Source organism: Bradyrhizobium sp. 159 (assembly GCF_023073795.1).
Taxonomy (GTDB): Bacteria; Pseudomonadota; Alphaproteobacteria; order Rhizobiales; family Xanthobacteraceae; genus Bradyrhizobium.
The window spans coordinates 128,126-151,236 of record NZ_JADPKE010000061.1 but is presented as its reverse complement, the minus strand read 5'-3'; the positions used below and the strand labels follow the sequence as shown (position 1 = coordinate 151,236).

The window sequence follows — 23,111 nt, the reverse complement described above, 5'->3', positions numbered from 1 at the left end:
CTCGACCACTTCGCCAACGAACTGTTCGACTATCTCGTATACTACAACAACCACAGACCCCATCAGGCCTTGGCAGGACAAACTCCCAAGGCCTTCGCCGCTACCAAGACCACCGCGATCCAATCAGCGAATTATTGAACATCGACAGCAATGACGGGAGTGGGCACCGCCTCTCGGAGCCGCCGGCCATCGTGACATCATGCCCCTGTTTTGCCCGACGAGTCAAATCCACTTCGTAAAATCCGCAATGTCGCGACGCCACCGGCAAGCGATTGATTTCGCTAGCCCCGGCTACTGTGCATGGGGTTGTTTTCGCTGTTTTCGTTTTGGGGGCCGTCTACTCCGCCGCTTTTTCCCTCAGTCGCTGCGCATAGACGTTAATGACCAGCGCCGCCAGCAGGATCAGGCCGCGGATCAGGATCTTCAAAAAACTGTCGATGTTGACGTGGTCGAGCCCGTTATTGAGAACACCAAGAACGAAAAGCCCGACGATGGTGTTGCCGATGCCGCCGCGGCCGCCGAACAGGCTGGTGCCGCCGACAACGACGGCGGCGATGGAGTCGAGCAGGTACGTGTCGAATTCGTTCTGCTGCGCGCTGCCGAAATGGGCAACGCCGAGCATGCCGCCAAGGCCGGAGCAGACCGCCGAGATCACCATGACCGCGCCGAGGATCAGCTTGACGTTGAGGCCGGAATATTCGGCCGCCTCGCGATTGCCTCCGACCATGTAGACGTAGCGGCCGAAGCGCGTGTAGGTCAGCACCAGATGCCCGCCGAGCAGCATGATGGCGGCGACGATGACGATCCAGGGGATGCCACCGATCGAGCCCGAGCCGAGCGTCGTGATCAGGCTCGGCACCTTGTAGGCGATCTGGCCGCGCACCAGGAGCGCCGAGATGCCGGCCGCGATCTGCATCATCGCCAGCGTCATGATGAAGGAGGGGATGCCGATCACGGTCAGCCCCAGCGCATTGACGAGGCCGAGCAGCGCGCAGAGCAGGATCGACAGGATGATGGCCACCGCGCCGGGCAGCGGCACATTCGCGATGTTGACGTAGGATTCCTGGAGCGTGAAATAGGCAACCGCGATGCCGGTGACGTTGGCGATGCTGGCGATCGAGAGGTCGATCTCGGCGCAGAGGATCACGAAGGTGAGGCCGACCGCGATGATGCCTGTCACCGACACTTGCGTGAGGATGTTGCCGAGATTGTCGAGCGTCGCGAAGGAGGGGCTGGCGAAGGCGAAGAAGCCGGACAGGAAAATCAGCGTCAGGAATGGCGCAATGTTGCGCATCTGCGAGCGCAGGAAGGGCGCAAGTCCCCGCGCTCGAGCAGCCGCCGCCGGAACCGTGTCACTGCTCGCCATGGTGCTTCTCCGTCACGCCGCTTCCAGCAGGCGGTCCTTGCTGACCGGCTCGTTCCTGAATTCCCGCACCAATGCGCCGCGCTTGAGCACGAGGATGCGGTCGGCCAGCGACAGCACCGTTTCCGGCTCGGTCGACAGCACGATGACGGCAAGCCCCTTGGCGCGGAGGTCGCGGACGATGTTGATGACGTCGTTCTTGGCGCCGACATCCATGCCGCGGGTCGGCTCGCACAGCACCAGAAGCTTGGGTGGATAGGTCAGCCATTTCGCCAGCGCAACCTTCTGCTGGTTGCCGCCGGAGAGCATGCCGAGGTCGAGGCCGACCACGGGCGGTCTGATCTGCAATTGCTCGACCTGGTGCCTTGCGATATCGCGCTCCTGCGCCGGCTTGAGCAGCAGCGCCGAGATGCGATCCAAAATGCTGATTGAGATGTTCTTGTAGACCGGCTCCTGGTGAAACAGCATGTCGCGCCGGCTCTCCGGCACCAGCGCCACGCCGGCGCGCCGCGCCGCCGCCGTGCTGGCGAAGGTCTTTGGTGCGCCCTCGACGGCGAGCGTGCCGCTGTCCGGCTTCAGCTTGCCGAACAGGATGCGCGACAGCTCCTGCTGGCCGCAGCCCATGAAGCCGTAGATGCCGAGCACCTCGCCGGCGCGGGCCTCGAACGAGACATCCTGAAGGCTGCGCGCGAGGGAGAGCTGGTCGACCTTCAGGACGACCGGACTGTCGCTCGGCCGCGGCAGCATCAAATCGTCAGTGTAGCTATGCTCGAGCGTTTCGCCGCCGCGGCCGATCATGGCCTCGATCAGCGCGCCCTTGCTGGTCGCGGCGCTGGCGGTCTCCGCGACCTTCCGCCCGTTGCGGAAGACGGTCACCGTGTCGGACACGCGCAGAATGTCCTCGATGAAATGCGAGATGAAGACGATTGCAGTGCCTTCCTCGCGCAGACGCCGGAGCGTTGTGAAGAGCCGCTCGACCTCGGGTGGGGAGAGGGCGGAGGTCGGCTCGTCCAGGATGACGATGCGAGCGCCCGAGAACAGCACGCGGGCGATCTCGATCAACTGCTGGAGCCCGATCGGGAGGTCCCCAAGCCGCGACATCGGGTCGACGTAGATACCGAAGCGGGCGAGCTGCTCGCCCGCCTCGCGCGCCATCCGCCGCCATTGCACCAGGCCGAAGCGGTTGACCGGCTGGTTGCCCAGAAAGACGTTCTCCGCAACCGTGAGGTCGGGCGCAACGCTGAGCTCCTGGTGCACCATGGCAATGCCGGCCGCATGGGCATCGCGCGCCGAGCGGAAATGCGTTTCCGCCCCGTCAACCAGGAAGCGGCCGGAGAATTCGGTGTGCACGCCGGCGATGATCTTCATCAGCGTGCTTTTGCCGGCGCCGTTCTCGCCGACGAGACCATGGATCTCGCCGGGAAGAAGCGCGAAGTCGACACCACGAAGCGCTTCGACGCCGCCGAAGCTCTTCGTGATGCCCTTCAGTTCCAGGATGGGCTGATGTCCCGCAGGCATGGAGGCTCAGATCAGGAAGTGATCCTGCATCCATTGCATCCCGGCGGCATTGGCCTTGGTCACGACCGGGCCGTCGGTGACGACGTTCTTCGGGATTCCCTGTCCGCTCTTCTCGCCGCCGACCACGGCCGACACGCCTGCAACGATGGCGCCGCCATGGATGCGGCACGACGGATTGCGCACGGTCGCGAACATGCGACCCTCGCTCACCGCCTGGATCGCCGGCGGCATGGCATCGACGCCGCCAATCAGGATGTTGGTGCGGTTGCGGGCCTTCATGATGTTGTAGGCGGCGAGCGCCATGTCGTCATTGTGGAAGAACGCAGCGTCGATCTGCGGATATTTGGTGAGATAGGTCTCCCAGAGGCGGGCGGTCTTGGAGACGTCCCAGTCGGCCGGTTGGGTGTCGAGCACCTCGATGCCAGGGAATTGCTTGACCACCGAGTTAAAACCCTTGGCGCGTCCTTGCGCGCCGGTGTGGCCGAGCGCACCCTGCGTCATGATGATCTTGCCCTTGCCGCCCATCGCGTTGCACAGCGCCTGGGTTACCGAGGCGCCCATGAACTCGTTGTCGGGGGCAAGGAAGGAGTGGACGTTGATCTGGTCGAGCGGCGCAATCAGCGTGTCCATGTCGATGACGGGCGTGCCGGCGTCGATCATCTTCTGCACGGGCTGGGTGAGAGTGCCGATGCCGAAGGCCTGGATCGCGACGAAATCCCATTTCTGCGAGGCCATGTTGTCGATCGCGGCGCGCTGCTTGACCGCGTCGAGCTGACCATCGAACCAGGTCACCTCGACATTGAACAGCTTGCCCCAGAATTCCGCGGCCTGCTTGCCCTGCGCGCACCAGGTGGCCTGGAGGCCCGCGTTGGAGAAGGCCGCTTTCAGCGGTTTCTCGCTTCGTCCGACTTCGGCTGCAAGTGCTGGGTTTATGCCCATGCTGCCGAGGATGGCAGTCGCGGCGCCGGCGGTCGCTGCCGCCTGAAGAAGATCGCGCCTCGTCGTCGAGAAATCTTTCGTCCCGGACATCGCTCGCTCCCGTAAAATTTTATCGTCGGCGCGTCATTGAATGCGCGACCGATGTCCGAAAGTGTCTCACAAGAGCTGATGCCACTCAATCTGCAATCAATCGCTTGATCGCAGCAAGCCACCCTTGGTGCAGCGCAAAGCGTCAGGCCCGCGCCTTGGTGAATGCGTCGACTCGACGAGCAATGTATCCCATGCCCGCGCAATGTCGGCCGACCATCGAGCGCCGAGCAGATCGCGGCTCGTATCCCTGATGATCGCGAAGAAGGCGATGAAGAGCTCGCGCGACGTGCCGTAAGCCTCGTGCGAGGCTGCCTCGCAGGCGATCAGCCGGAAGTGCCCACGACGTTCATTGGCGAAGTCGAGGACCGCCTCGATGGCCAGCGCGAGCATCGATCCCATCACGAGCTCGCTGCCTTGCGAGCGGAACATCGCCCGCGTTTCCAGATGCTGTTCGAACAGGCGTTGATAGACCAGCGGCGTGAGGTCCGCGCAGCGCGATGCCGCAAGTTCGAAGCTATTTTCGATCGGATTAGAGGGACCACTCATCGGCGTCGAAGCCCCGCAGACAAAAAAAGAGCGGGGCCCTGGCCCCGCTCAAAAACAAAAAAAAAGCGGGGCCCTGGCCCCGCTCAAAAATTGTGTCGACCCTATTATCCCCGATTCTAAGATTTGCTCTTGATTAACGGGGCGACGCTGCGTTTTGCGCGCCAGGGGCTCCTCCCGAGACTTGGACCACCAGACTTCGACCTCACGGCCAGCCTGAGCAAGAGGGATGCTAGATCAACTTTTCTCACTTGTCATCATTTTCGGCAACGAATGTTCAAAATTCGAGCATTTGACGAAATGATCGGGCTCATATCCCTGTAAACGTATGGGAAACAAAAGGAATTTTTGGACGAGGGAGGTGGTTTGACTTGCCTCAATGCCGGACCCCTGGCGTCGCGGGTAGGGTGCTCCCGACCACTTCGAGATGTTTTCGCTGGCCAACAAGGCGGCGGAACTGACCTCGACTCGGGGCTTGGGGCGGTGTTTAGTTAGTGGAGGAACGAACGGTTCGGCGGATGCGCGCGCGCTTGCAAAAATTCCTACCCGTTGTCCTGCTCGCCCTGGTGATGCAGGTGCTGGCGCCGATTGCCGCCTGCTTGGCGGCCGGCCAGGCCGTTGCCGATCGGCTGTCCGCCGGCGTCATCTGCCACAGCGGGGGTGAGCAGCGCGGCCTGGGCGATCAGACCGACAGCCCCACCGCGCACGGCGGCGCGTGCGCGCTGTGTTGCCTGGCACAGGCCAACGCCTCGCTCGATTCTCCGCCCCACGTTGGGCTCTCCATCCCCTTCCGCCACGCCAAGCGCGTGGCATGGCACGCTTTGGAGATATCCGTCGTCGCTGCCGATAGGGGCTCTGGCGCCCAGGCACGCGCGCCCCCTCAATTTTCCTGACCCGCGACGAACTTGTGCTCGGTGCGGCTCGCTGGTGCCGCATCTCGCTTTGCAACGGACTGGCTGCGTGCCGGTGTCAGGAAATGTCCCATGCCTTGTCTTCGTTCTTTGCGGAGTGCGCGTGCGCGCGGCACTCTGCTCGCGTCCGTATCGATTTTGGCCTTTCCACACACTTCGGATGCCCAGGTAAGTCGGTCGGAACTTCCCTCGGTTATTGTTGAAGCTCCACAGCAAAAGCGCGCGGCCCGGGTCTGGCCCCACCGCGACGCCGTGCGATCAGCGCGTGTGGCGCGAAGCGCACGACCGGCTGGGCTGCCACAGCAAACCGCGAGCGTGCAAGGCGCCAGGGTCCCCGGCTCCCTGACGGTGCTGACCGCACAACAAGCGCTTGCGGAAATCAACCAGACGCCGGGCGGCGTAGCGCTCGTAACGGCGGAAACTTACAGGAATTCGACGCCCGCCAACACGATCAAGGATGTGCTGGACTACGTGCCTGGTGTGTTCGCCCAGCCTAAATGGGGCGACGACACGCGGCTTTCGATTCGCGGGTCGGGCCTGTCGCGCAACTTCCACCTTCGCGGCGTCCAACTCTACATGGACGGCATCCCGATCAACACTGCCGATGGCTATGGCGATTTCCAGGAGATTGACCCTACTGCCTACAAAGATATCGAAGTCTACAAGGGCGGGAATGCACTCCAGTTTGGCGCGAATTCCCTCGGGGGCGCCATCAACTTTATAACTCCGTCGGGCCGCGATTCATTTCCGAACGGCGTGTCTTTCGACGTCGGAGGTTTCGGATTCAAGCGGCTTCAGGCGAACGCAGGTGGCGCGAACGGGCCGTGGGACGGTTTCGTGACCGCTTCCACGCAGGCCGCTGATGGATTTCGCGATCATAGCTTCGGCTCGAGCAATCGCTTGAGCGGCAATTTCGGCTATCAATTCTCTCCGGACGTTGAGACACGATTTTACCTCAATGCCAACCAGGTGCGGCAGCGGATCCCTGGTACCGTGACCAAGGCGTCTGCCTTGACCAATCCGGAGGCTGCCGCTCCGACGAACGTTGCCATGGATCAGCAGCGCAATATCGATACTGTCAGGTTGGCCAACAAGACGACCGTCCGCTTCGATGACACCAAGGTTGAATTCGGCGCCTTCGGGCTCGACCGCCATCTGATGCATCCGATTTTCCAGTGGCTGGACTACCGCTACAAGGACTATGGAGGCTTCGCGAAGCTCACGGATGACCGCACCATCGGCGGCTTTCGCAATAGACTGGTCGCGGGTGTCTACGTATTGAATGGTAGCATCGACAATCAGCAGTTTGCCAATCTTGCCGGTCAGAAGGGGAGGCTGCTTTCTTCCTCGATCGATCGCTCAGAGAACACCTCCGTTTACGTCGAAGACAGCTTCTACTTCCTTCCGAGCGTCGCAGTGATCGGCGGTACCCAGTTTCTGTACGCAACTCGCAATCGGCAGGACCGCTTCCTCAGCGACGGAGATCAATCGGGAGCAACGCGGTTCAATCTCTGGTCGCCGAAAGCAGGCCTCCTGTGGCAAATCGATCCCACATGGCAAGCTTTCGCAAATGTCTCGCGAAGTGCCGAGGTGCCGAGCTTCGGTGAGAGCTCGATTGGTCCGGGCATTCCAACGATCCCGTTCACCAGCATCCGCGCACAGATCGCGACCACGTACGAAGTCGGAACGCGCATGAGGCGGCCGGAATATGCCTGGGAGCTCACCGCCTATCGCGCCAATATTCGCGACGAGCTGCAATGCCTTTATAGCGCGTTCGGGAATTGCAACGTGACCAACGCCGACCGGACGCTTCACCAGGGAATCGAGGCCGGGGCAGGTGCAGCAATCTTTCGCGACATCTTCGTCAATGGCTCCGCGCCGGACAAGGTCTGGCTTAACGTCTCTTACACGTTCAACGACTTCCGTTTCGACCGCGACCCGGTCTTTGGGGACAATCAATTGCCGGGTGCGCCCCGTCATTACCTGCGCGCAGAGCTCCTCTACAAGCATCCGACGGGTCTCTATGTCGGCCCCAATGTCGAATGGGTGCCACAAGCCTATTTTGTCGATAGCATGAACACGCTCAAGACAGAACCTTATGCGCTGTTGGGATTGAAAGCCGGGTTCGACAATGGGGGTCCGCTATCCGCCTATGTCGAGGGACGCAATCTCACCAACAAGACCTACATTGCTAGCGCGAGCATCATCGATCGGGCAACGGCGACGTCACCCTTGTTCGAGCCGGGTACCGGGCGCGCGGTATACGCCGGAATGAGGTATCGATGGTGACGCACCAAATAGCACGCGCCAAATAGCAAATGACCAAGGACGTCTCTGCCAGAGTAATCATCAATGAGGCTATCGAAATGAAGAAAGTGAAGCAGACTCTCCTCACAATCGCGCTGCTGCTGGGCGGCTGCGCCGTCGCATCGGCCGACGACGTCAAGGCCGGCGATCTCGTGATCTCGCAAGCCTGGAGCCGGGCGACGCCGGGCGGCGCCAAGGTCGCGGGCGGCTATCTCACCATCGAGAACAAGGGGGCGGCGGCGGACAGGCTGGTCAGCGCTTCCGCGGACATCGCGGGGAAGACCGAGATTCACGAGATGGCGATGGATAATGGCGTGATGAAAATGCGTCCGCTGGACAAGGGGCTCGTTATTGATCCCGGCAAGACCGTGAGGCTTGCGCCCGGAGGCAATCATTTGATGCTCCAGGAGCTGAAGGGCGCGTTCAAGCAGGGCGATAAGGTGCCGGTGACGCTTCAGTTCGAGAAGGCCGGCAAAGTCGCAGTCTCCCTCGACGTACAGGGCGTCGGCGCGCAGGCACCGGGCGAGGCCGCGCATTCAGGTCATATGGACACGAAGAAAATGCCGGATCACTCGGGAATGAAGATGAAATGAGACGGATCCGAACTCTCGGGAGGCTGAACATGCCGAAGCGATTCCGCCTGATCCTGGTTGCTGCGTTCGCCGCCTCGCCGGCGGCGGCGCACGTGTCGCTCGAGACCAAGCAAGCCACGGTCGGTGCGTCTTACAAGGCTGTCTTCACAGTGCCCCATGGTTGTGCGGGCTCGCCCACGGTGAAGATCCGCGTGCAGATCCCGGAAGGGGTGATCGCGGTCAAGCCAATGCCGAAGGCAGGCTGGACCATCGATGTCGTCGAAGGCAAATATGCCAGCGAATATGACTATCACGGCAATAAGATCTCGTCCGGCGTCAAGGAGGTGGCGTGGGCCGGCGGCAAGCTTCCGGACAAGAACTATGACGAGTTCGTCATGCACACGGTTCTGACCGACGAGCTCAAGCCGAACACGACGTTGTATTTCCCCGTTGTCCAGGAATGCGAGACCGGTGTCAGCCGTTGGATCGAGATCCCGGCTGAGGGGGCAGGGCATTCGCACGAGGGCAAGTCGCCCGCCCCGGGTGTGAAGCTGCTGCCGAAACCCTGATGCGCCTGCTCGCCGCGCTCGCGACGCTGCTCCTGGTCACCGGCTTTGCGACCGGGGCCTCGGCGCATGCGGCACTCATCTCGGCCGAGCCGGCGAGCGGCAGCAGGCTCATGGCCGCGCCGGAGGCTGTGGTGCTGCGTTTCAACGAGGCCGTCACGCCCGGCGCGATCCGGCTGATCGATGGCGCGGGCAGGACGCGGGACGATGTGCGCATCGACGCGTCGGCGGAGGCCATTTCGGTTGCGATGCCGCCGGACCTGCCGCAGGGTACGGCGGTCGTCAGCTATCGCGTGATTTCGCAGGACGGCCATCCCGTGGCCGGATCGGTGATCTTCTCGATCGGCATGCCGACGGGGACGAAGCCTCTCGCGAACACGGATAGCGGGTTGAGCATACTCATCTGGCTGGCGCGGGTTGGTCTTTACATCGGGCTGTTTGTTGGTGTCGGCGGTGTGTTGTTCGCGCGCTGGATCGCGTGGTCGACGACCAGCATGATCGTGCCGCGCGTGGCACTCGCGGTCGGCCTTCCGAGCGCGGTGATGTCCCCCGGTGCGCTGGGTCTCGATCTCCTCGGCCTGCCACCGGCAGCTCTTGCGACGGCCGCGCCTTGGAAGGTCGCGTTCGCGACCAGCGCAGGCCCCGCCTTGCTGGTCGCCGTCGCTGCGATGCTGCTGGCCCTGATGGCGCTGCGTGCCGCCTGGTACGCGCGCGCTCTTGCGTTTATCGCGTTCATCGGCGTCGGCCTGTCGCTGGCCATGACCGGACACGCCGCAACGGCACCGCCCGAAATGTTGACGCGGCCGGCGGTCTTCCTCCACGGTCTCGGCGTCGCGTTCTGGATCGGGGCAATGGCGCCGCTCGCTGTGCTGGTGTCGAAGCCGGCGGCCACGGCTTTGCCTGTCGTAAACCGCTTCTCCCGTATCGCCGTGCCGGTCGTCGCCACGTTGGCCCTGACCGGCCTTGGGCTCGCTATCGTCCAGCTCGAAAGGCCTTCAGCGTTGGTCGAGACCCGCTATGGCCTCGTCCTTTCCATCAAGCTCGCGCTGGTCCTCATGTTGCTCGCACTCGCCGCGCTCAACCGCTTTCACCTGAGCCCGGCGCTGGCAAGCGATCACGAGGCCGCGTCCGCCCTCAAGCGCTCGATCCTGTTCGAATGTGCGATCGCACTCGTCATCTTCGCGGTCGTCGCCGGGTGGCGCTTCACGCCGCCGCCGCGGACCATGCTTCCCGAGGCGCCGCTCGCGATCCACGTCCACAGCGACAAGGCAATGTTCCAAGTCCTGGTCTCGCCGGGTAAGGCCGGTGTCGATGACTTCGTGGTCCAGCTCATGACCGGCGAGGGGACGCCGCTCGCGGCCAAGGAGGTGACGTTGACCTTGAGCTTGCCCGAGCGCGGCATCGAGCCGATGGAACGGGGTACCTCGCTCGGGCCGGACGGCTATTGGCATGTGCGCAAGGTCGAACTGCCCTTCGCTGGCCGCTGGCATATCCGGATCGATGCGCTGGTGAGCGACTTCGAGAGCATTACGCTGGAGGATGAACTCGAGGTGGCGCCGCCCTAGGCTCGCCGGCTTTGCTGGCATGCTGCTCCTCAAGCCAAATCTGAAGTCAACGGAAAATGACAGGAATTCCGCCGCGTTAGCGGCTTTTCCTCACTCGCGGTCTTGTGTTTTCGCTCCCAATCCGGTTTCACTGCAACCCGTCACTGATTCCTAGAGTGTTGCCATGCGGTTGTCGCGATTCTTTCTGCCCATTCTGAAGGAAAATCCGAAAGAGGCCGAGATCGTCTCGCATCGGCTGATGCTGCGCGCCGGAATGATCCGGCAGGAGGCCGCCGGCATCTATGCCTGGCTGCCGCTTGGCTTCCGCGTGCTCAAGAAGATCGAGCGGATCGTGCGCGAGGAGCAGGACCGCTCGGGCGCGATCGAGGTGCTGATGCCGACGCTCCAGCTCGCCGACCTCTGGCGCGAGAGCGGCCGCTACGATGCCTATGGTCCGGAGATGCTGCGCATCGCCGACCGCCACAAGCGCGAGCTGCTGTACGGACCGACCAACGAGGAAATGATCACCGAGATCTTCCGCGCCTATGTGAAGTCGTACAAGAACCTGCCGCTCAATCTCTATCATATTCAATGGAAATTCCGCGACGAGCAGCGTCCGCGGTTCGGTGTGATGCGCGGCCGCGAATTCCTGATGAAGGACGCTTACTCCTTCGACCTCAACGAGGCGGCGGCGCGGGTCGCCTACAACAAGATGTTCGTCGCCTATTTGCGGACTTTCGCACGGATGGGGCTGAAGGCGATCCCAATGCGCGCCGAGACCGGTCCGATCGGCGGCGATCTCAGCCACGAGTTCATAGTGCTCGCGGAGACCGGCGAATCCGGCGTCTTCATCAATCGCGACGTGCTGGACCTGCCGGTGCCGGGCGAGGACGTCAATTATGAGGACGATCTGACGCCGATCATCAAGCAGTGGACCTCGCTGTATGCTGCTACCGAGGACGTTCACGATTCCGCGCGGTTCGAGCGGGAGGTGCCTGCGGACAAACGAGTGAACACCCGTGGCATCGAGGTCGGCCAGATCTTCTACTTCGGTACCAAATATTCCGAGCCGATGAAGGCGCTGGTGGCGGGCCCCGACGGTGTCGACGTGCCGATCCATGGCGGCTCCTACGGTGTCGGCGTCTCACGCCTGCTTGGTGCCATCATCGAGGCCTGTCATGACGATGCCGGCATCAAATGGCCGGAAGCCGTGGCCCCGTTCCGCGCCGTGGTGCTCAACCTCAAGCAAGGCGATGCCGCGGTCGATGCGGCCTGCGAGAAGCTCTATGAGGAGCTCACCGCCAAGGGCGTGGATGTCCTCTATGACGATACCGACCAGCGCGCCGGCGCTAAATTCGCCGCCGCCGACCTGATCGGCATCCCCTGGCAGATCATGATCGGACCGAAGGGGCTTGCTGACGGCAAGGTCGAGATCAAGCGGCGAGCCGACGGCGCACGCGAGACCATGTCGCCTGCGGACGCGGTCGCCCGCCTGGTCGGCTGAATATTGTTCATCGCGCGATATCGCGGCCGCCAATCCGGCCACAATTGACCCCGAATCATGGGATTATCGAGCGATGGACGAGACCATGACCGAAACCGTGCAGACCGCGCCTTTTGCGCCATTCGAGTGGATGCTGTCGGGGCGCTATTTGCGAGCGCGCCGCAAGGAGGGATTCATCTCGGTCATCGCCGGGTTCTCCTTTCTCGGCATCATGTTGGGCGTGGCGACGCTGATCATCGTCATGGCCGTCATGAACGGCTTCCGCAAGGAGCTGCTCGACAAGATCCTAGGGCTCAACGGCCATATCCTGGTCCAGCCGCTGGAATCGCCGCTGACCGACTGGAAGGACGTCGCCGACCGCCTCAGCCAGGTCGAGGGCATCCGGCTCGCTGCGCCCGTGGTGGATGGCCAGGCGTTGGCGTCATCGCCATGGAACGCTTCGGGCGTCCTGGTGCGCGGCATCCGCTCCGACGACCTCAACAACCTCACCTCGATTGCCAAGAACATCAAGCAGGGCTCGCTCGAGGGCTTTGACGAAGGGCAGGGCGTCGCGATCGGCCGCCGGCTCGCCGACCAGCTGTCGCTGCATGCCGGCGACAGCGTGACGCTGGTGGCGCCGAAGGGCGCGGTCACCCCGATGGGCACAACGCCGCGCATCAAGCCTTACAAGATCGTCGCCGTGTTCGAGATCGGCATGTCCGAATACGATCTCGGCTTCGTGTTCATGCCGCTGGCCGAGGCGCAGGCCTATTTCAACCGCAGCAACGACGTCACCTCGATCGAGGTGTTCACCACCAACCCCGACAAGATCGACGCCTTCCGCAAGGCGGTGACGGAGGCTGCGGGCCGCCCGGTGTTCCTGGTCGACTGGCGCCAGCGCAACTCGACCTTCTTCAACGCGCTCCAGGTCGAGCGCAACGTGATGTTCCTGATCCTGACCATGATCGTGCTGGTTGCCGCTCTCAACATCGTCTCCGGCCTGATCATGCTGGTGAAGGACAAGGGCAGCGACATCGCGATCCTGCGCACCATGGGTGCCTCGCAGGGCTCGATCATGCGGATCTTCCTGATCACGGGCGCCTCGATCGGCGTGGTCGGCACGCTGGTCGGTTTCTTCGTCGGTCTCGTGATCTGCCTCAACATCGAGTCCATCAGGCAATTCCTGTCCTGGCTCACCAGCACCGAGCTATTCTCGCCTGAACTCTATTTCCTGTCGAAGCTGCCCGCCGAGATCGACGTCGGCGAAACCACGGCGGTCGTCGTCATGGCGCTGACGCTGTCGTTCCTGGCGACGCTGTACCCGTCGTGGCGCGCCGCGCGCCTCGATCCGGTCGAAGCGCTCCGGTACGAGTGAGGGGCTGATGGAGCAGCAGGGGGCGGAAGATGTACCAGTCATTTATCTCCACGAGATAAAGCGGCAGTACGTGCAGGGCGAGATGCCGCTGACGATCCTCGACGGCGCCAAGCTGGCGTTGTGGCGCGGGCAGTCAGTCGCGTTGGTGGCGCCGTCGGGGTCCGGCAAGTCGACGCTGCTGCACATTGCGGGGCTGCTCGAGGCACCGGATTCCGGCGAGGTCTATGTCTCGGGCGCGCCGACCTCGCAGCTGCCCGACATCGAGCGCACCCAGTTGCGCCGCACCGATATCGGCTTCGTCTACCAGTCGCACCGGCTGCTGCCGGAGTTCTCGGCGCTTGAGAATGTCATGCTGCCACAGATGATCCGCGGCCTGAAGAAATCCGAGAGCGTCAAGCGCGCCAAGGAGATCCTGGGCTATCTCGGCCTCGGCGACCGCATCACCCATCGTCCGGCGGAATTGTCGGGCGGTGAGCAGCAGCGCGTCGCGATCGCACGTGCGGTTGCCAACGCGCCGCGCGTGCTGTTTGCGGACGAGCCGACCGGCAATCTCGACCCCGGCACCGCCGAGCACGTGTTCCAGGCCCTGATGCAGCTGGTCAAGGCGACGCAGGTGTCGATGCTGATCGCGACTCACAACATGGAGCTCGCCGGGCGCATGGACCGGCGCGTCTCGCTGTCGAACGGCCAGGTGGTCGAGCTCGATTAAAATGCGAAAACAACCCCATGCACAGTAGCCAAGTGCTTGGCCGGACTTGCGAAAAAAATTGGCGACGGCGCTCCCCCGCGCCCTCTGGGTATCAAGGCCGGATCGCCGTCAGTTTGAACGGCCTGCCATTGGCGGCGGCGTGTTCCACGGCCCCGTTGGCGTGGTCGAGATCGAACGCCGTCACCTCGTATTCGTCGAGCCTGAGCAGCCCGGCACGCACCAGCGCGATCAGGCGGGTTGCTGCGTCCGGCGGGTACATCCAGACGCCGTGGATGCTGATGCAGTTGCGCATGATCCAGGGGTAGGGCAGCTCGAGCCCTGCACCGCCCGCCATCCCGACGCCGCCCATCAGCACGACGCGGCCATACGGGCGCACCGTCATGACCGCCGCGCGCACCACATTGGTGCTGACCGAGGGCGGCATGATGTCGAGCACGCAGTCGATCGGACCTGATGCCGCGTGCTTCATGCTCTCGCGGTCGTCGTCCTCAACGCCAGTGAGCTTGACCGGCTTCACGCGGCTGCCGAAGCGGCGGACGAGGTCGGCCAGGATTGTTTCGTTGCGGCCGGGCGCGATCACGCAGACCGCGCCCATTGCCAGCGCGACCGAGACGGCCGCGCTGCCGAAATTGCCGGTGGCCCCGCTCACCAGCACAGTTTCGCCTGGTCGCAGGTTCGCGGCAAGGAAGCCGCCATAGGGCACGAGCAGTGTCCCAAGGGCGCACCATTGCGCCGCTGCCTCCGGTGTGATCGCGCCGAGACGTGTGACGTTCTCGGTCGGGACCCGCATCTGCTCGGCAAACGAGCCGTGGCGAAAATGCTTTTGCAGGCGCATGCCGCCAGGGCCGGCGGCCGTGAGCCCTTGCAGGGCAATGTCGGGCGCAACGGCATCGTCGCGCGAACGCACCGTCGGATCGCAGAACACCCAGTCGCCGATCGCAAGCCTGGTTGCGTCCGGGCCGATCGCGCGCACCCGGCCGATGCCGCCGGGACCGGGGATAACCGGCAGGTCGAGCGCATAATTGCGTGTCCCGTCGAAGACCTCGTTCATGTAGGACAGCACGCGCGTGGCAACGACATCGACGATGACCTCGCCGGTGCCGAGCACCGGTTCGGGGGCATTCTCGATCACCAGTGGCGAGCCGAAGGATTTGAGTACGGCAGCTTTCACGATGTTCACCTCTCAAGGTCGGGTGAAGCGCATATGCGCTGCCTTGGAGGGGACAAGAAGGCCTGGTATTATCCTAGTATTGCAACGACCCTCCATCGCGGGAACGACATCATGGCCGACCCACGCCGCGTCGAATTCGGCGACTTCCTCAGGTCACGCCGCGAAAAGCTGTCACCGAAGGCAGTAGGTCTTCCGGCGGGCCGCCGGCGGCGCACGGCGGGGCTGCGGCGTGAGGAGGTCGCGCAGCTTGCCGGCATCGGTGTCGACTGGTACATCCGCCTCGAACAGGGTCGCACCGTCAGCCCCTCGATCACCACCGTCGATGCGCTCGCCCGCGCGCTGCGTCTCAGCAAGACCGAGCATGCGCATCTGAAGGCGCTGGCGCGCGACGGCGCGAGGGCGGCCTTCGTGCCCGAGATCGTGCCGCCGCCGATCCGGCGGATGATCGACAGCTTGACGCAGCCCGCCTATGTCACTGGGCGGCGCTGGGACGTGCTGGCCTGGAACGCGGCGGCCGAGGAGATCTTTGGCTTCGGCCAGCTGCCGGAGCAGGATCGCAATACGTTGCTCCTGGTGTTGACGAACAAGCAGACGCGAAAATTCTACGGCGCGAGCTGGACCGACGTGGCCAAGAGCATGGTCGCGATGTTTCGCGCCACTCACGACGTCTGGGCGGGCGATCCCGCCTTCACCGAGCTGCTCACGCGGCTGCGTCAGGGCAGTCCGGAATTCGTCAATTGGTGGGAGGCGCACGAGATCCGCAGCACCGCCTCGGGCCTGAAGACCATGAACCATCCGACCAAGGGCGTGCTCCGGTTCGAGCACACGAGTTTTCAGGCCAACGACGATCCCGCGCTGAAGCTCGTGATCTATACGCCGGTGTAGGGCACCAAGACATCGAGGCCAGCGCGTCTGCTTTCGAAAGGCAAGCGGAGACGCTGCGGTTCGGATTGCAACGCTTGATCAGGAAGAGGACCCTTCGAGGGTACTGAGAAGCGGATCAAGGGCTTGACCGCAACCACTGCGAAAAAGCCCGGATGGTCGTGCTCGCGGATGGCTTGGCTTACTGACCACATGGAAGCCGTAGCCAGGCAAGCTCAACTTGAACGCCTTCACGAGCGTGCCAGCTGCGAGCTCGTGTGCCACGGGCACATCACTGAAATCCCGACACCGTGTCCGGCGATCACCGCCTCGATGGCGTACAGTTCCTCCCGGAAGCTCAAATGCTGCATGTCCTTGAATTGGGGCACCTCGCGCCACCTGCGCTGAGCCGCAGCAAGCCATCTCTGCCATGTCGGTGGCTCACGATCGGCGGGCGACCAATAGGAGTGAATCAGAACGTGATTTGCAGGATCGATTGGTCTCTTCAGGCGCTCCGCTGCAAGCAAATGCGGACTGCAAACCGGCCAGAACGTATCGATGAAGAGATCATCGACCATTCCGTCTGTTGGCCGTGCTCGGCTGGTCGCATAGCGAATGGCGACATCGCCGTCTCCGGCCTGGACATGCACACCTGCGACCTGCTCAAGAGCGGCGTAAAGATCGAAAAGCTCGCGCTGGTGCAGGCGTGGGCCGAGGCTGGCAATCTCTTCGACGAACGCGAGCGCGCGGCTCTCGCATGGGCCGAGACGGTGACCTGCGTCGCTCAGACCAACGTTCCGGATGAGGCGTATCAAGCCGCCCGCACGGTCTTCAGCGAGCGCGAGCTGGTCGATCTCACGATCGCAATCAGCCTGATGAATGCATACAATCGAATGTCGATCAGCTTCCGGAATTCGCCGCAGGCGGCCGTGGAGAAAACAGCCTGACAGGCCGAACGGCGTCAGCCGAAATGCAAAGCAGAGCCTGAAAATGACGAGCGTGATTTCCGGCGTGAAAATTCCCGACAGCAAGCTGGCGCGCGAAGCCGCTGAACTGGTGCGCCAGTACGAAGACGAGATGTTGTTCAACCATTCGGTTCGCGTCTACGTATTCGGCGCGATCAAAGGACTGCGACAAAAGCTCAAATTCGATTCCGAGCTGCTCTATGTCGCGGCGCTGTTCCACGACCTCGGCCTGGTCGATCATTACCACACCGAGACCAAGCGGTTTGAGGTCGATGGCGCAGACGCGGCACGCGACTTTCTTCGAGCGCGCGGCATTGCCGAGCCGCAGGCCGATCTGGTGTGGGAAGCGATCGCGCTGCACACCACTCCCGGCATTCCGCAATATATGAGGCCGGAAATTGCTCTCACCAACGCTGGCGTTCTGGTGGACGTCGTCGGCGTTGGATTTGACGACTACACACCGGATCAACGCGAAGAGGTGATCACTGCGTTTCCGCGCGGTGACTTCAAGAACGAGTTCCTGAAGGTGCAGACCTGCTCGGCCCTGAAGAAGCCGCAGACGACGTTCGGAACGGTCAATTTCGACTACATCGAAGATCACGATCCGACGTTCCGCAAGCCAAATGCGTGTACGCGCATCCGCAACACGTCCTGGCAAAGCTGAGAGACGCCAGGCCATACGATCGCTGGGATTATCCGGCGCCAGCGGCGGCGCGGCTCGATCGGCGAGGGGACGTCGGTTTGCTTGCCGGGAAATAGGGATTCACGACGCAGCTCGCCGAACGTCCGACGGCGAGATATCTGCACTGCTCGAGCGAACCGTAGCGACAGTCGAAATAGCCGACGGGGCCGTAGATCTGCATGCAGACCGGATAGCGCGGATCATAGGTCTGCGCGTGCGCAAGAGTGCTCGTAAGGAGCAAGCCGATTGCGACGAGCGTGGTCCACGCGCCGCGTATTTCAGCGCGGCAAGGCATAGCCCGGCGTCTGCGCGCGCGGACGATTTTGATACGCGTAGGGATCATCGCTCTGGCCTGCGAAGAACGGATTGGCGATGCAGGTCAGCGCGCGGCCCGATGCGCTCGCCTGACACTGCGCATAGGTATCGAACCTGCAATTGCTCAGCCCCGGCCATTCATCGCCGGTGAGGCAGAATGGATGGTGCGTGCCGAAGGCGCGCGCCGGCGAGCTCGCGCTGAGCCCGAGCGCAAATGTGGCAAGCCCGAGCGAAAATGTGGCGACAATGGGGAGAGAAGCTTGGACTCGCATCTGAATTCTCCAATCACGCGAATGTGCCCGCGACGTTGTTACGCGCGCGTGCAGGTTAGGTCGTGTAGTCGACATTGGAACTCCTGAAAACACTAGTTTCAAAGGGTTTCCAGTGCGCTCTGCTAAATGTTCATTAATGAAGCGCGGCCCTTTGGCTCTAACTGTTGCGTCGCGGTTACAGCAATTCTGTCGATCGCTGATATGACGACGGCACGGCCCGGGGGCCTACTGAAGAAACTGGAACGGGAATCAAATGAAGAAGAATTTGTTGCTTGCCGCTGTCAGCCTGATTGCGCTCAGCGCGGCTGCGCCGGCGGTGGCTGCTGACCTGGCGGCGCGGCCTTACACCAAGGCTCCGCCGGCGGCGATCGCCGCAGTTTACGACTGGAGCGGCTTCTACATCGGCATCAACGGCGGTGGCGGTTCGGCTCGCACCACCTGGGATTTCGTTGGTGTCGGCCGCGAAGGCTCGCACGATGCGACCGGCGGCACGGTCGGTGGCCAGATCGGCTATCGCTGGCAGTCCGGCCAGTTCGTGTTCGGCGTGGAAGGCCAGGGCAACTGGGCTGACTTCACGGGCGACAACGTCAGCGCGCTGTTCGCCACCCGCAACCGCACCAAGATCGATTCGTTCGGTCTGATCACCGGCCAGGTCGGCTACGCCTGGAACAACGTGCTGCTCTACGTCAAGGGCGGTGCGGCTGTGGTCGGCGACAAGTACGAGATCTATGGCCTCGGCGGTCCCTTGCTCGCCTCGTCCAGCGACACCCGCTGGGGTGGTACGGTCGGTGCCGGCCTCGAGTTCGGCTTCGCCCCGAACTGGTCGGTTGGCGTCGAGTACAACCACATCTTCCTGGCCGACAAGGACGTGACGTTCGCTGGCTTCGCTGGCACCGAGCGCATCCGTCAGGACGTCGACATGGGCCTCGTCCGCCTGAACTACAAGTTCGGCGGCCCGATGGTTGCCCGCTACTAAGACGAACCGCTTCCTTCAGGAAGCGATCGTCGAAAAGCCCCGGCCTCGCGCCGGGGCTTTTTTGTTTTCGAATTCAACGAGTTAACCATTCCCTTTCGGAATGGTTGAGCTGGCTTGACTCCAGAGAACGAAATGAGAACAATGTTCTTCCTACGTTCTAGCAAAAGGAGCGAGACATGTTCAGGGTTTTCGTGGAAGAAGCCGCCGCACTGGCCTCGATCACACTGTTCGTCGGGATGATCGCGATCTGGGCCCAGGTAATTCCCCAGCTCTAGAGGACGCGGTTGGGGAAAAGCGGGACGACGCGGCGGATTGGCCGCTCCGCCGTGGACTCTCGCGGCGCCACACCGCACCATTAGGAGGCGAGTCGGCCGGGCGAGTGCATGATGCCTTGAGGAGCCGGCGACCGCTCCATTCCCCCTGCAAGAGGCCGTCACGCGACCATGCCGAGCGCCGGATTTGTCCACCTTCACGTTCACTCGGCCTATTCGCTGCTCAAGGGCTCGATCAAGATCGCCAAGCTCGCCGAGCTCGCCAAGAGAGACCACCAGCCGGCCCTGGCGCTGACCGATACCGACAACATGTTCGGTGCGCTGGAGTTCTCCGACAAGATGGCGGGTTCCGGCATTCAGCCGATCGTCGGCTGTGAGCTGGCGGTCGATTTCGGCGACCAGGATCCGAATGCGCGCAACGCGCTGGGGCCGTCGCGCGTGGTGCTGCTGGCGGCGCAGGAGCGCGGTTATCGCAGCCTGATGCGGCTGAACTCGCGGGCATTCCTGGAGACGCCCGACACCCACGCCCCCCACATCAAGTTCGACTGGCTCCAAGGTGAGACCGAGGGGCTGATCGCGCTCACGGGCGGTCCGGATGGACCTGTCTCGCTGGCGCTCGCCACCGGGCAGGCCGAAATCGCGGCGTCGCGCTGCGAGCGTCTCGCCAGCCTGTTCGGCAACCGCCTCTATGTCGAATTGCAGCGCCACAACACCGACAAGGAGCGGCGCGTCGAGAGCGGCCTGATCGACATTGCCTATGCCAAGGGCCTGCCGCTGGTCGCGACCAACGAGCCGTATTTCGCCGCGACCGACGATTACGAAGCGCATGACGCGCTGCTGTGCATCGCCGGTGGGCGCCTGATCGCCGAGACCGACCGCGAGCAGCTCACGCCCGATCACCGCTTCAAGACCCGCGCGGAAATGGCGGTGCTGTTCGCCGACATTCCGGAGGCGCTGGCCTCGACGGTGGAGATCGCCGAGCGCTGCTCGTTCCGCCCGATGACACGCAAGCCGATCCTGCCGTTCTTCACCGTCGGCGCCGCATCGAGCTCGGATGCCGCCGCAGTCGAGGCCGCCGAATTGAAGCGCCAGGCGGAGGAGGGGCTAGCCAACCGCCTGCGTGTCCACGGACTGTCGCAGGGCACGACGGAGGAGACATACGCCAAGCGGCTTGCCTTCGAGTTGGACGTGATCATCCGCATGAAATACGCGGGTTACTTCCTGATCGTGTCGGACTTCATCAAATGGGCGAAGTCGCAAGGCATTCCGGTCGGGCCGGGCCGCGGCTCCGGCGCCGGCTCGCTGGTCGCCTGGGCGTTGACCATCACCGATCTCGATCCGATCAGGTTCGGCCTGCTGTTCGAGCGCTTCCTCAATCCCGAGCGCGTCTCGATGCCGGACTTCGACATCGACTTCTGCCAGGACCGTCGCGGCGAGGTGATCCAATACGTGCAGCAGCGCTACGGCCGCGACCAGGTCGCGCAGATCATCACCTTCGGTACGCTGCAGGCGCGGGGCGTGCTACGCGATGTCGGCCGCGTGCTGCAGATGCCCTACGGGCAGGTCGACAAGCTGACCAAGCTCGTACCGCAGAATCCGGCCGCCCCGGTGACGCTTGCGGCTGCGATCGAAAGCGAGCCGAAGCTCCAGGCGTTCCGCGACGAAGACCCGGTGGTGGCGCGCGCCTTCGATATCGCCCAGCGCCTCGAAGGCCTGACCCGTCACGCCTCGACCCATGCGGCCGGCATCGTGATCGGCGATCGCCCCTTGAGCGAGCTCGTGCCGCTGTACCGCGATCCAAAATCCGACATGCCGGTGACCCAATTCAACATGAAGTGGGTCGAGCCGGCGGGCCTCGTCAAATTCGACTTCCTCGGCCTGAAAACGCTGACGGTGCTCGACGTCGCGGTGAAGCTCTTGAAACCGCGCGGCATCCACGTCGATCTGGCCACGCTGCCGATCGACGACGCCGAGAGCTACCAGATGCTGGCGCGCGGCGACGTGGTCGGTGTGTTCCAGGTTGAAAGCCAGGGCATGCGGCGCGCGCTGATCGACATGCGCCCCGACCGTTTCGAGGACATTATCGCGCTGGTGGCACTCTATCGCCCGGGTCCGATGGCGAACATCCCGACCTATTGCGCGCGCAAGCACGGCGACGAGGAGCCGGAATATCTGCATCCCGTGCTGGAGCCGATCCTCAAAGAGACCTTCGGCGTCATCATCTACCAAGAACAGGTGATGCAGATCGCGCAGGTGATGTCGGGCTATTCGCTCGGAGACGCCGACCTCTTGCGCCGCGCCATGGGCAAGAAGATCCGCGCCGAGATGGAGAAGCAGCGCGAGATCTTCGTCGCGGGCGCGGTGAAGAACGGCGTGCCCAAGGGGCAGGCCGAGACCATCTTCGAGCTGCTCGCCAAGTTCGCCGATTACGGCTTCAACAAGAGCCACGCCGCGGCCTATGCGCTGGTGTCCTATCACACCGCCTACATGAAGGCGCATTATCCGGTGGAGTTCATCGCGGCGTCGATGACGCTCGATCTCAACAACACCGACAAGCTCTCCGAATTCCGCTCCGAGGCGCAGCGCCTCGGTATCAAGGTCGAGCCGCCGAACATCAATCGCTCGGGCGCGACCTTCGAGGTCGGCGAGAAGACGATCTATTACGCGCTCGCCGCGCTCAAGGGCGTCGGCATCCAGGCGATCGATCAGATCATTGCGGAGCGGACCAAGAACGGCCTGTTCACCTCGCTCGCCGATTTTGCCGCGCGGGTGTCGCCGCGCGCGATCAACAAGCGCATCATCGAGAGTCTCGCCGCCGCCGGCGCCTTCGACACGCTGGAGCCGAACCGGGCGCGCGTGTTCGCCGGCGCGGACGCGATTCTCGCCGCCTGCCAGCGCGCGCATGAAGCCGCGACGATTGGCCAGAACGACATGTTCGGCGGCTCGGCTGATGCGCCCAGCATCATGCTGCCGCAGGTCGAGCCCTGGCTGCCGGCCGAGCGGCTGCGGCGTGAATACGACGCGATCGGCTTCTTCCTGTCCGGACATCCGCTCGACGATTACGCCACCGTGCTGAAGCGCCTGCGGGTGCAGAGCTGGGCGGAGTTCTCGCGCGCGGTAAAGACCGGCGCGACTGCCGGGAAGGTCGCGGCCACCGTGGTCTCGCGCATGGAGCGGCGCACCAAGACCGGCAACAAGATGGGCATCATGGGCCTGTCCGATCCGACCGGCCATTTCGAGGCCGTGCTGTTCTCCGAAGGCCTTGCGCAGTATCGCGACGTGCTGGAGCCGGGCGCCGCCGTGCTGCTCCAGCTCGGCGCCGAGCTCCAGGGCGAGGACGTCCGCGCCCGCGTGCTGCATGCCGAGCCGCTGGATGATGCCGCCGCCAAGACGCAGAAGGGCCTGCGCATCTTCGTGCGCGATACCAAGCCGCTGGAGTCGATCGCCAAGCGTCTCGCCGGGCCAGAGATGGCGCCCGCGAACGGTGCCGCGCCAAAGATCGGCAGTCCCGGCACCGCACCGCGCTCCAACGGCGACGGCGAAGTCTCGCTGGTGATGATGCTCGACCTGGAGACCGAGGTGGAGATGAAGCTGCCCGGCCGCTTCAAGGTCTCGCCGCAGATCGCCGGTGCGATCAAGGCGGTCGCTGGCGTGGTCGACGTGCAGCAGCTCTGACG

General features: G+C 63.4%; 20 protein-coding genes. 13 read left to right on the top strand and 7 right to left on the bottom strand.

From position 1 onward, the window contains the following. Nucleotides 1–337 precede the first annotated feature (337 nt). The 4 genes from IVA96_RS17540 to IVA96_RS17525 form a co-directional block, all read right to left on the bottom strand. The gene (locus IVA96_RS17540) at nucleotides 338–1,366 is read right to left on the bottom strand and encodes an ABC transporter permease (protein WP_247275908.1); all 1,029 of its coding nucleotides are present in this window, start codon (nucleotides 1,364–1,366) and stop codon (nucleotides 338–340) included. A gap of 12 nt (nucleotides 1,367–1,378) precedes the next feature. Beyond that, nucleotides 1,379–2,881: a sugar ABC transporter ATP-binding protein gene (locus tag IVA96_RS17535; RefSeq protein ID WP_247275909.1), complete on the bottom strand. Its 1,503-nt coding sequence runs from the start codon at nucleotides 2,879–2,881 to the stop codon at nucleotides 1,379–1,381. A 6-nt stretch (nucleotides 2,882–2,887) separates the two neighbouring features. After that, nucleotides 2,888–3,910, bottom strand: a complete 1,023-nt coding sequence (locus IVA96_RS17530; RefSeq protein ID WP_247275910.1) for a sugar ABC transporter substrate-binding protein — start codon at nucleotides 3,908–3,910, stop codon at nucleotides 2,888–2,890. Nucleotides 3,911–4,006: 96 nt separating this feature from the next. Next, nucleotides 4,007–4,456, bottom strand: a complete 450-nt coding sequence (locus IVA96_RS17525) for a globin (RefSeq protein ID WP_247275911.1) — start codon at nucleotides 4,454–4,456, stop codon at nucleotides 4,007–4,009. Between the two features lie 515 nt (nucleotides 4,457–4,971). On the opposite strand from IVA96_RS17525, the gene IVA96_RS17520 reads away from it, so the two are divergent. From IVA96_RS17520 to IVA96_RS17485, 8 genes are all read left to right on the top strand, one after another. Continuing rightward, complete coding sequence (locus IVA96_RS17520) at nucleotides 4,972–5,346, top strand: DUF2946 family protein (RefSeq protein WP_247275912.1); 375 nt, start codon at nucleotides 4,972–4,974, stop codon at nucleotides 5,344–5,346. Nucleotides 5,347–5,436: 90 nt separating this feature from the next. Next, complete coding sequence (locus tag IVA96_RS17515) at nucleotides 5,437–7,653, top strand: TonB-dependent receptor (RefSeq protein ID WP_247418435.1); 2,217 nt, start codon at nucleotides 5,437–5,439, stop codon at nucleotides 7,651–7,653. 77 nt (nucleotides 7,654–7,730) lie between these two features. After that, complete coding sequence (locus IVA96_RS17510; RefSeq protein ID WP_247418434.1) at nucleotides 7,731–8,264, top strand: copper chaperone PCu(A)C; 534 nt, start codon at nucleotides 7,731–7,733, stop codon at nucleotides 8,262–8,264. Between the two features lie 29 nt (nucleotides 8,265–8,293). Next, on the top strand, nucleotides 8,294–8,812 hold the full coding sequence (locus IVA96_RS17505; protein WP_247275915.1) for a YcnI family protein: 519 nt from the start codon (nucleotides 8,294–8,296) through the stop codon (nucleotides 8,810–8,812). Next, nucleotides 8,812–10,374 carry a CopD family protein gene (locus IVA96_RS17500; RefSeq protein WP_247275916.1) on the top strand — a complete coding sequence of 521 codons (1,563 nt, stop codon included), beginning with the start codon at nucleotides 8,812–8,814 and terminating at the stop codon, nucleotides 10,372–10,374. Before IVA96_RS17505 ends, IVA96_RS17500 begins: the two co-directional genes overlap by 1 nt. A 163-nt stretch (nucleotides 10,375–10,537) precedes the next feature. After that, nucleotides 10,538–11,857 (top strand): proline--tRNA ligase, encoded by a 1,320-nt coding sequence (proS, locus tag IVA96_RS17495; RefSeq protein WP_247275917.1) that lies wholly within the window; start codon nucleotides 10,538–10,540, stop codon nucleotides 11,855–11,857. A gap of 73 nt (nucleotides 11,858–11,930) precedes the next feature. Further along, a complete protein-coding gene (locus tag IVA96_RS17490) occupies nucleotides 11,931–13,211 on the top strand; it encodes a lipoprotein-releasing ABC transporter permease subunit (RefSeq protein WP_247275918.1) in 1,281 nt (426 codons plus the stop codon). 7 nt (nucleotides 13,212–13,218) lie between these two features. After that, nucleotides 13,219–13,920, top strand: coding sequence for an ABC transporter ATP-binding protein (locus tag IVA96_RS17485; RefSeq protein WP_247275919.1), 702 nt, complete (start codon nucleotides 13,219–13,221; stop codon nucleotides 13,918–13,920). Nucleotides 13,921–14,011: 91 nt separating this feature from the next. Here IVA96_RS17485 and IVA96_RS17480 read toward each other — a convergent pair whose 3' ends face one another. Then, on the bottom strand, nucleotides 14,012–15,091 hold the full coding sequence (locus IVA96_RS17480; protein WP_247275920.1) for a zinc-binding alcohol dehydrogenase family protein: 1,080 nt from the start codon (nucleotides 15,089–15,091) through the stop codon (nucleotides 14,012–14,014). Nucleotides 15,092–15,202: 111 nt separating this feature from the next. On the opposite strand from IVA96_RS17480, the gene IVA96_RS17475 reads away from it, so the two are divergent. From IVA96_RS17475 to IVA96_RS17465, 3 genes are all read left to right on the top strand, one after another. After that, a complete protein-coding gene (locus tag IVA96_RS17475; protein WP_247275921.1) occupies nucleotides 15,203–15,976 on the top strand; it encodes a helix-turn-helix transcriptional regulator in 774 nt (257 codons plus the stop codon). Between the two features lie 338 nt (nucleotides 15,977–16,314). Next, nucleotides 16,315–16,899, top strand: a complete 585-nt coding sequence (locus IVA96_RS17470; protein ID WP_247418422.1) for a carboxymuconolactone decarboxylase family protein — start codon at nucleotides 16,315–16,317, stop codon at nucleotides 16,897–16,899. A 43-nt stretch (nucleotides 16,900–16,942) separates the two neighbouring features. Continuing rightward, nucleotides 16,943–17,581, top strand: coding sequence for an HD domain-containing protein (locus IVA96_RS17465; RefSeq protein ID WP_247275923.1), 639 nt, complete (start codon nucleotides 16,943–16,945; stop codon nucleotides 17,579–17,581). 28 nt (nucleotides 17,582–17,609) lie between these two features. On the opposite strand, the gene IVA96_RS17460 is transcribed toward IVA96_RS17465, so the two are convergent. Together IVA96_RS17460 and IVA96_RS17455 are read right to left on the bottom strand one after the other, a co-directional pair. After that, nucleotides 17,610–17,894 carry a DUF3551 domain-containing protein gene (locus tag IVA96_RS17460; RefSeq protein WP_247418412.1) on the bottom strand — a complete coding sequence of 95 codons (285 nt, stop codon included), beginning with the start codon at nucleotides 17,892–17,894 and terminating at the stop codon, nucleotides 17,610–17,612. Next, entirely contained in the window at nucleotides 17,878–18,186 is a 309-nt protein-coding gene (locus IVA96_RS17455; protein WP_247275925.1) for a DUF3551 domain-containing protein, read from the bottom strand. The genes IVA96_RS17460 and IVA96_RS17455 overlap by 17 nt, the downstream gene beginning before the upstream one ends. A 253-nt stretch (nucleotides 18,187–18,439) precedes the next feature. On the opposite strand from IVA96_RS17455, the gene IVA96_RS17450 reads away from it, so the two are divergent. Together IVA96_RS17450 and dnaE are read left to right on the top strand one after the other, a co-directional pair. After that, the gene (locus IVA96_RS17450; RefSeq protein WP_247275926.1) at nucleotides 18,440–19,162 is read left to right on the top strand and encodes an outer membrane beta-barrel protein; all 723 of its coding nucleotides are present in this window, start codon (nucleotides 18,440–18,442) and stop codon (nucleotides 19,160–19,162) included. Nucleotides 19,163–19,605: 443 nt separating this feature from the next. Then, the gene (gene dnaE, locus IVA96_RS17445; protein ID WP_247275927.1) at nucleotides 19,606–23,109 is read left to right on the top strand and encodes a DNA polymerase III subunit alpha; all 3,504 of its coding nucleotides are present in this window, start codon (nucleotides 19,606–19,608) and stop codon (nucleotides 23,107–23,109) included. Nucleotides 23,110–23,111: the final 2 nt, after the last annotated feature.

Coding starts and splice junctions, on each gene's coding strand:
- IVA96_RS17485 (WP_247275919.1), top strand. CDS start 13,219: ATGGAGCAGCAGGGGGCGGAAGATGTACCAGTCATTTATCTCCACGAG.
- dnaE (WP_247275927.1), top strand. CDS start 19,606: ATGCCGAGCGCCGGATTTGTCCACCTTCACGTTCACTCGGCCTATTCG.
- IVA96_RS17520 (WP_247275912.1), top strand. CDS start 4,972: ATGCGCGCGCGCTTGCAAAAATTCCTACCCGTTGTCCTGCTCGCCCTG.
- IVA96_RS17450 (WP_247275926.1), top strand. CDS start 18,440: ATGAAGAAGAATTTGTTGCTTGCCGCTGTCAGCCTGATTGCGCTCAGC.
- IVA96_RS17455 (WP_247275925.1), bottom strand. CDS start 18,186: ATGCGAGTCCAAGCTTCTCTCCCCATTGTCGCCACATTTTCGCTCGGG.
- IVA96_RS17525 (WP_247275911.1), bottom strand. CDS start 4,456: ATGAGTGGTCCCTCTAATCCGATCGAAAATAGCTTCGAACTTGCGGCA.
- IVA96_RS17465 (WP_247275923.1), top strand. CDS start 16,943: ATGACGAGCGTGATTTCCGGCGTGAAAATTCCCGACAGCAAGCTGGCG.
- IVA96_RS17475 (WP_247275921.1), top strand. CDS start 15,203: ATGGCCGACCCACGCCGCGTCGAATTCGGCGACTTCCTCAGGTCACGC.
- IVA96_RS17470 (WP_247418422.1), top strand. CDS start 16,315: ATGCTGCATGTCCTTGAATTGGGGCACCTCGCGCCACCTGCGCTGAGC.
- IVA96_RS17530 (WP_247275910.1), bottom strand. CDS start 3,910: ATGTCCGGGACGAAAGATTTCTCGACGACGAGGCGCGATCTTCTTCAG.
- IVA96_RS17535 (WP_247275909.1), bottom strand. CDS start 2,881: ATGCCTGCGGGACATCAGCCCATCCTGGAACTGAAGGGCATCACGAAG.
- IVA96_RS17460 (WP_247418412.1), bottom strand. CDS start 17,894: ATGCCTTGCCGCGCTGAAATACGCGGCGCGTGGACCACGCTCGTCGCA.
- IVA96_RS17490 (WP_247275918.1), top strand. CDS start 11,931: ATGGACGAGACCATGACCGAAACCGTGCAGACCGCGCCTTTTGCGCCA.
- IVA96_RS17515 (WP_247418435.1), top strand. CDS start 5,437: ATGCCTTGTCTTCGTTCTTTGCGGAGTGCGCGTGCGCGCGGCACTCTG.
- proS (WP_247275917.1), top strand. CDS start 10,538: ATGCGGTTGTCGCGATTCTTTCTGCCCATTCTGAAGGAAAATCCGAAA.
- IVA96_RS17505 (WP_247275915.1), top strand. CDS start 8,294: ATGCCGAAGCGATTCCGCCTGATCCTGGTTGCTGCGTTCGCCGCCTCG.
- IVA96_RS17510 (WP_247418434.1), top strand. CDS start 7,731: ATGAAGAAAGTGAAGCAGACTCTCCTCACAATCGCGCTGCTGCTGGGC.
- IVA96_RS17500 (WP_247275916.1), top strand. CDS start 8,812: ATGCGCCTGCTCGCCGCGCTCGCGACGCTGCTCCTGGTCACCGGCTTT.
- IVA96_RS17540 (WP_247275908.1), bottom strand. CDS start 1,366: ATGGCGAGCAGTGACACGGTTCCGGCGGCGGCTGCTCGAGCGCGGGGA.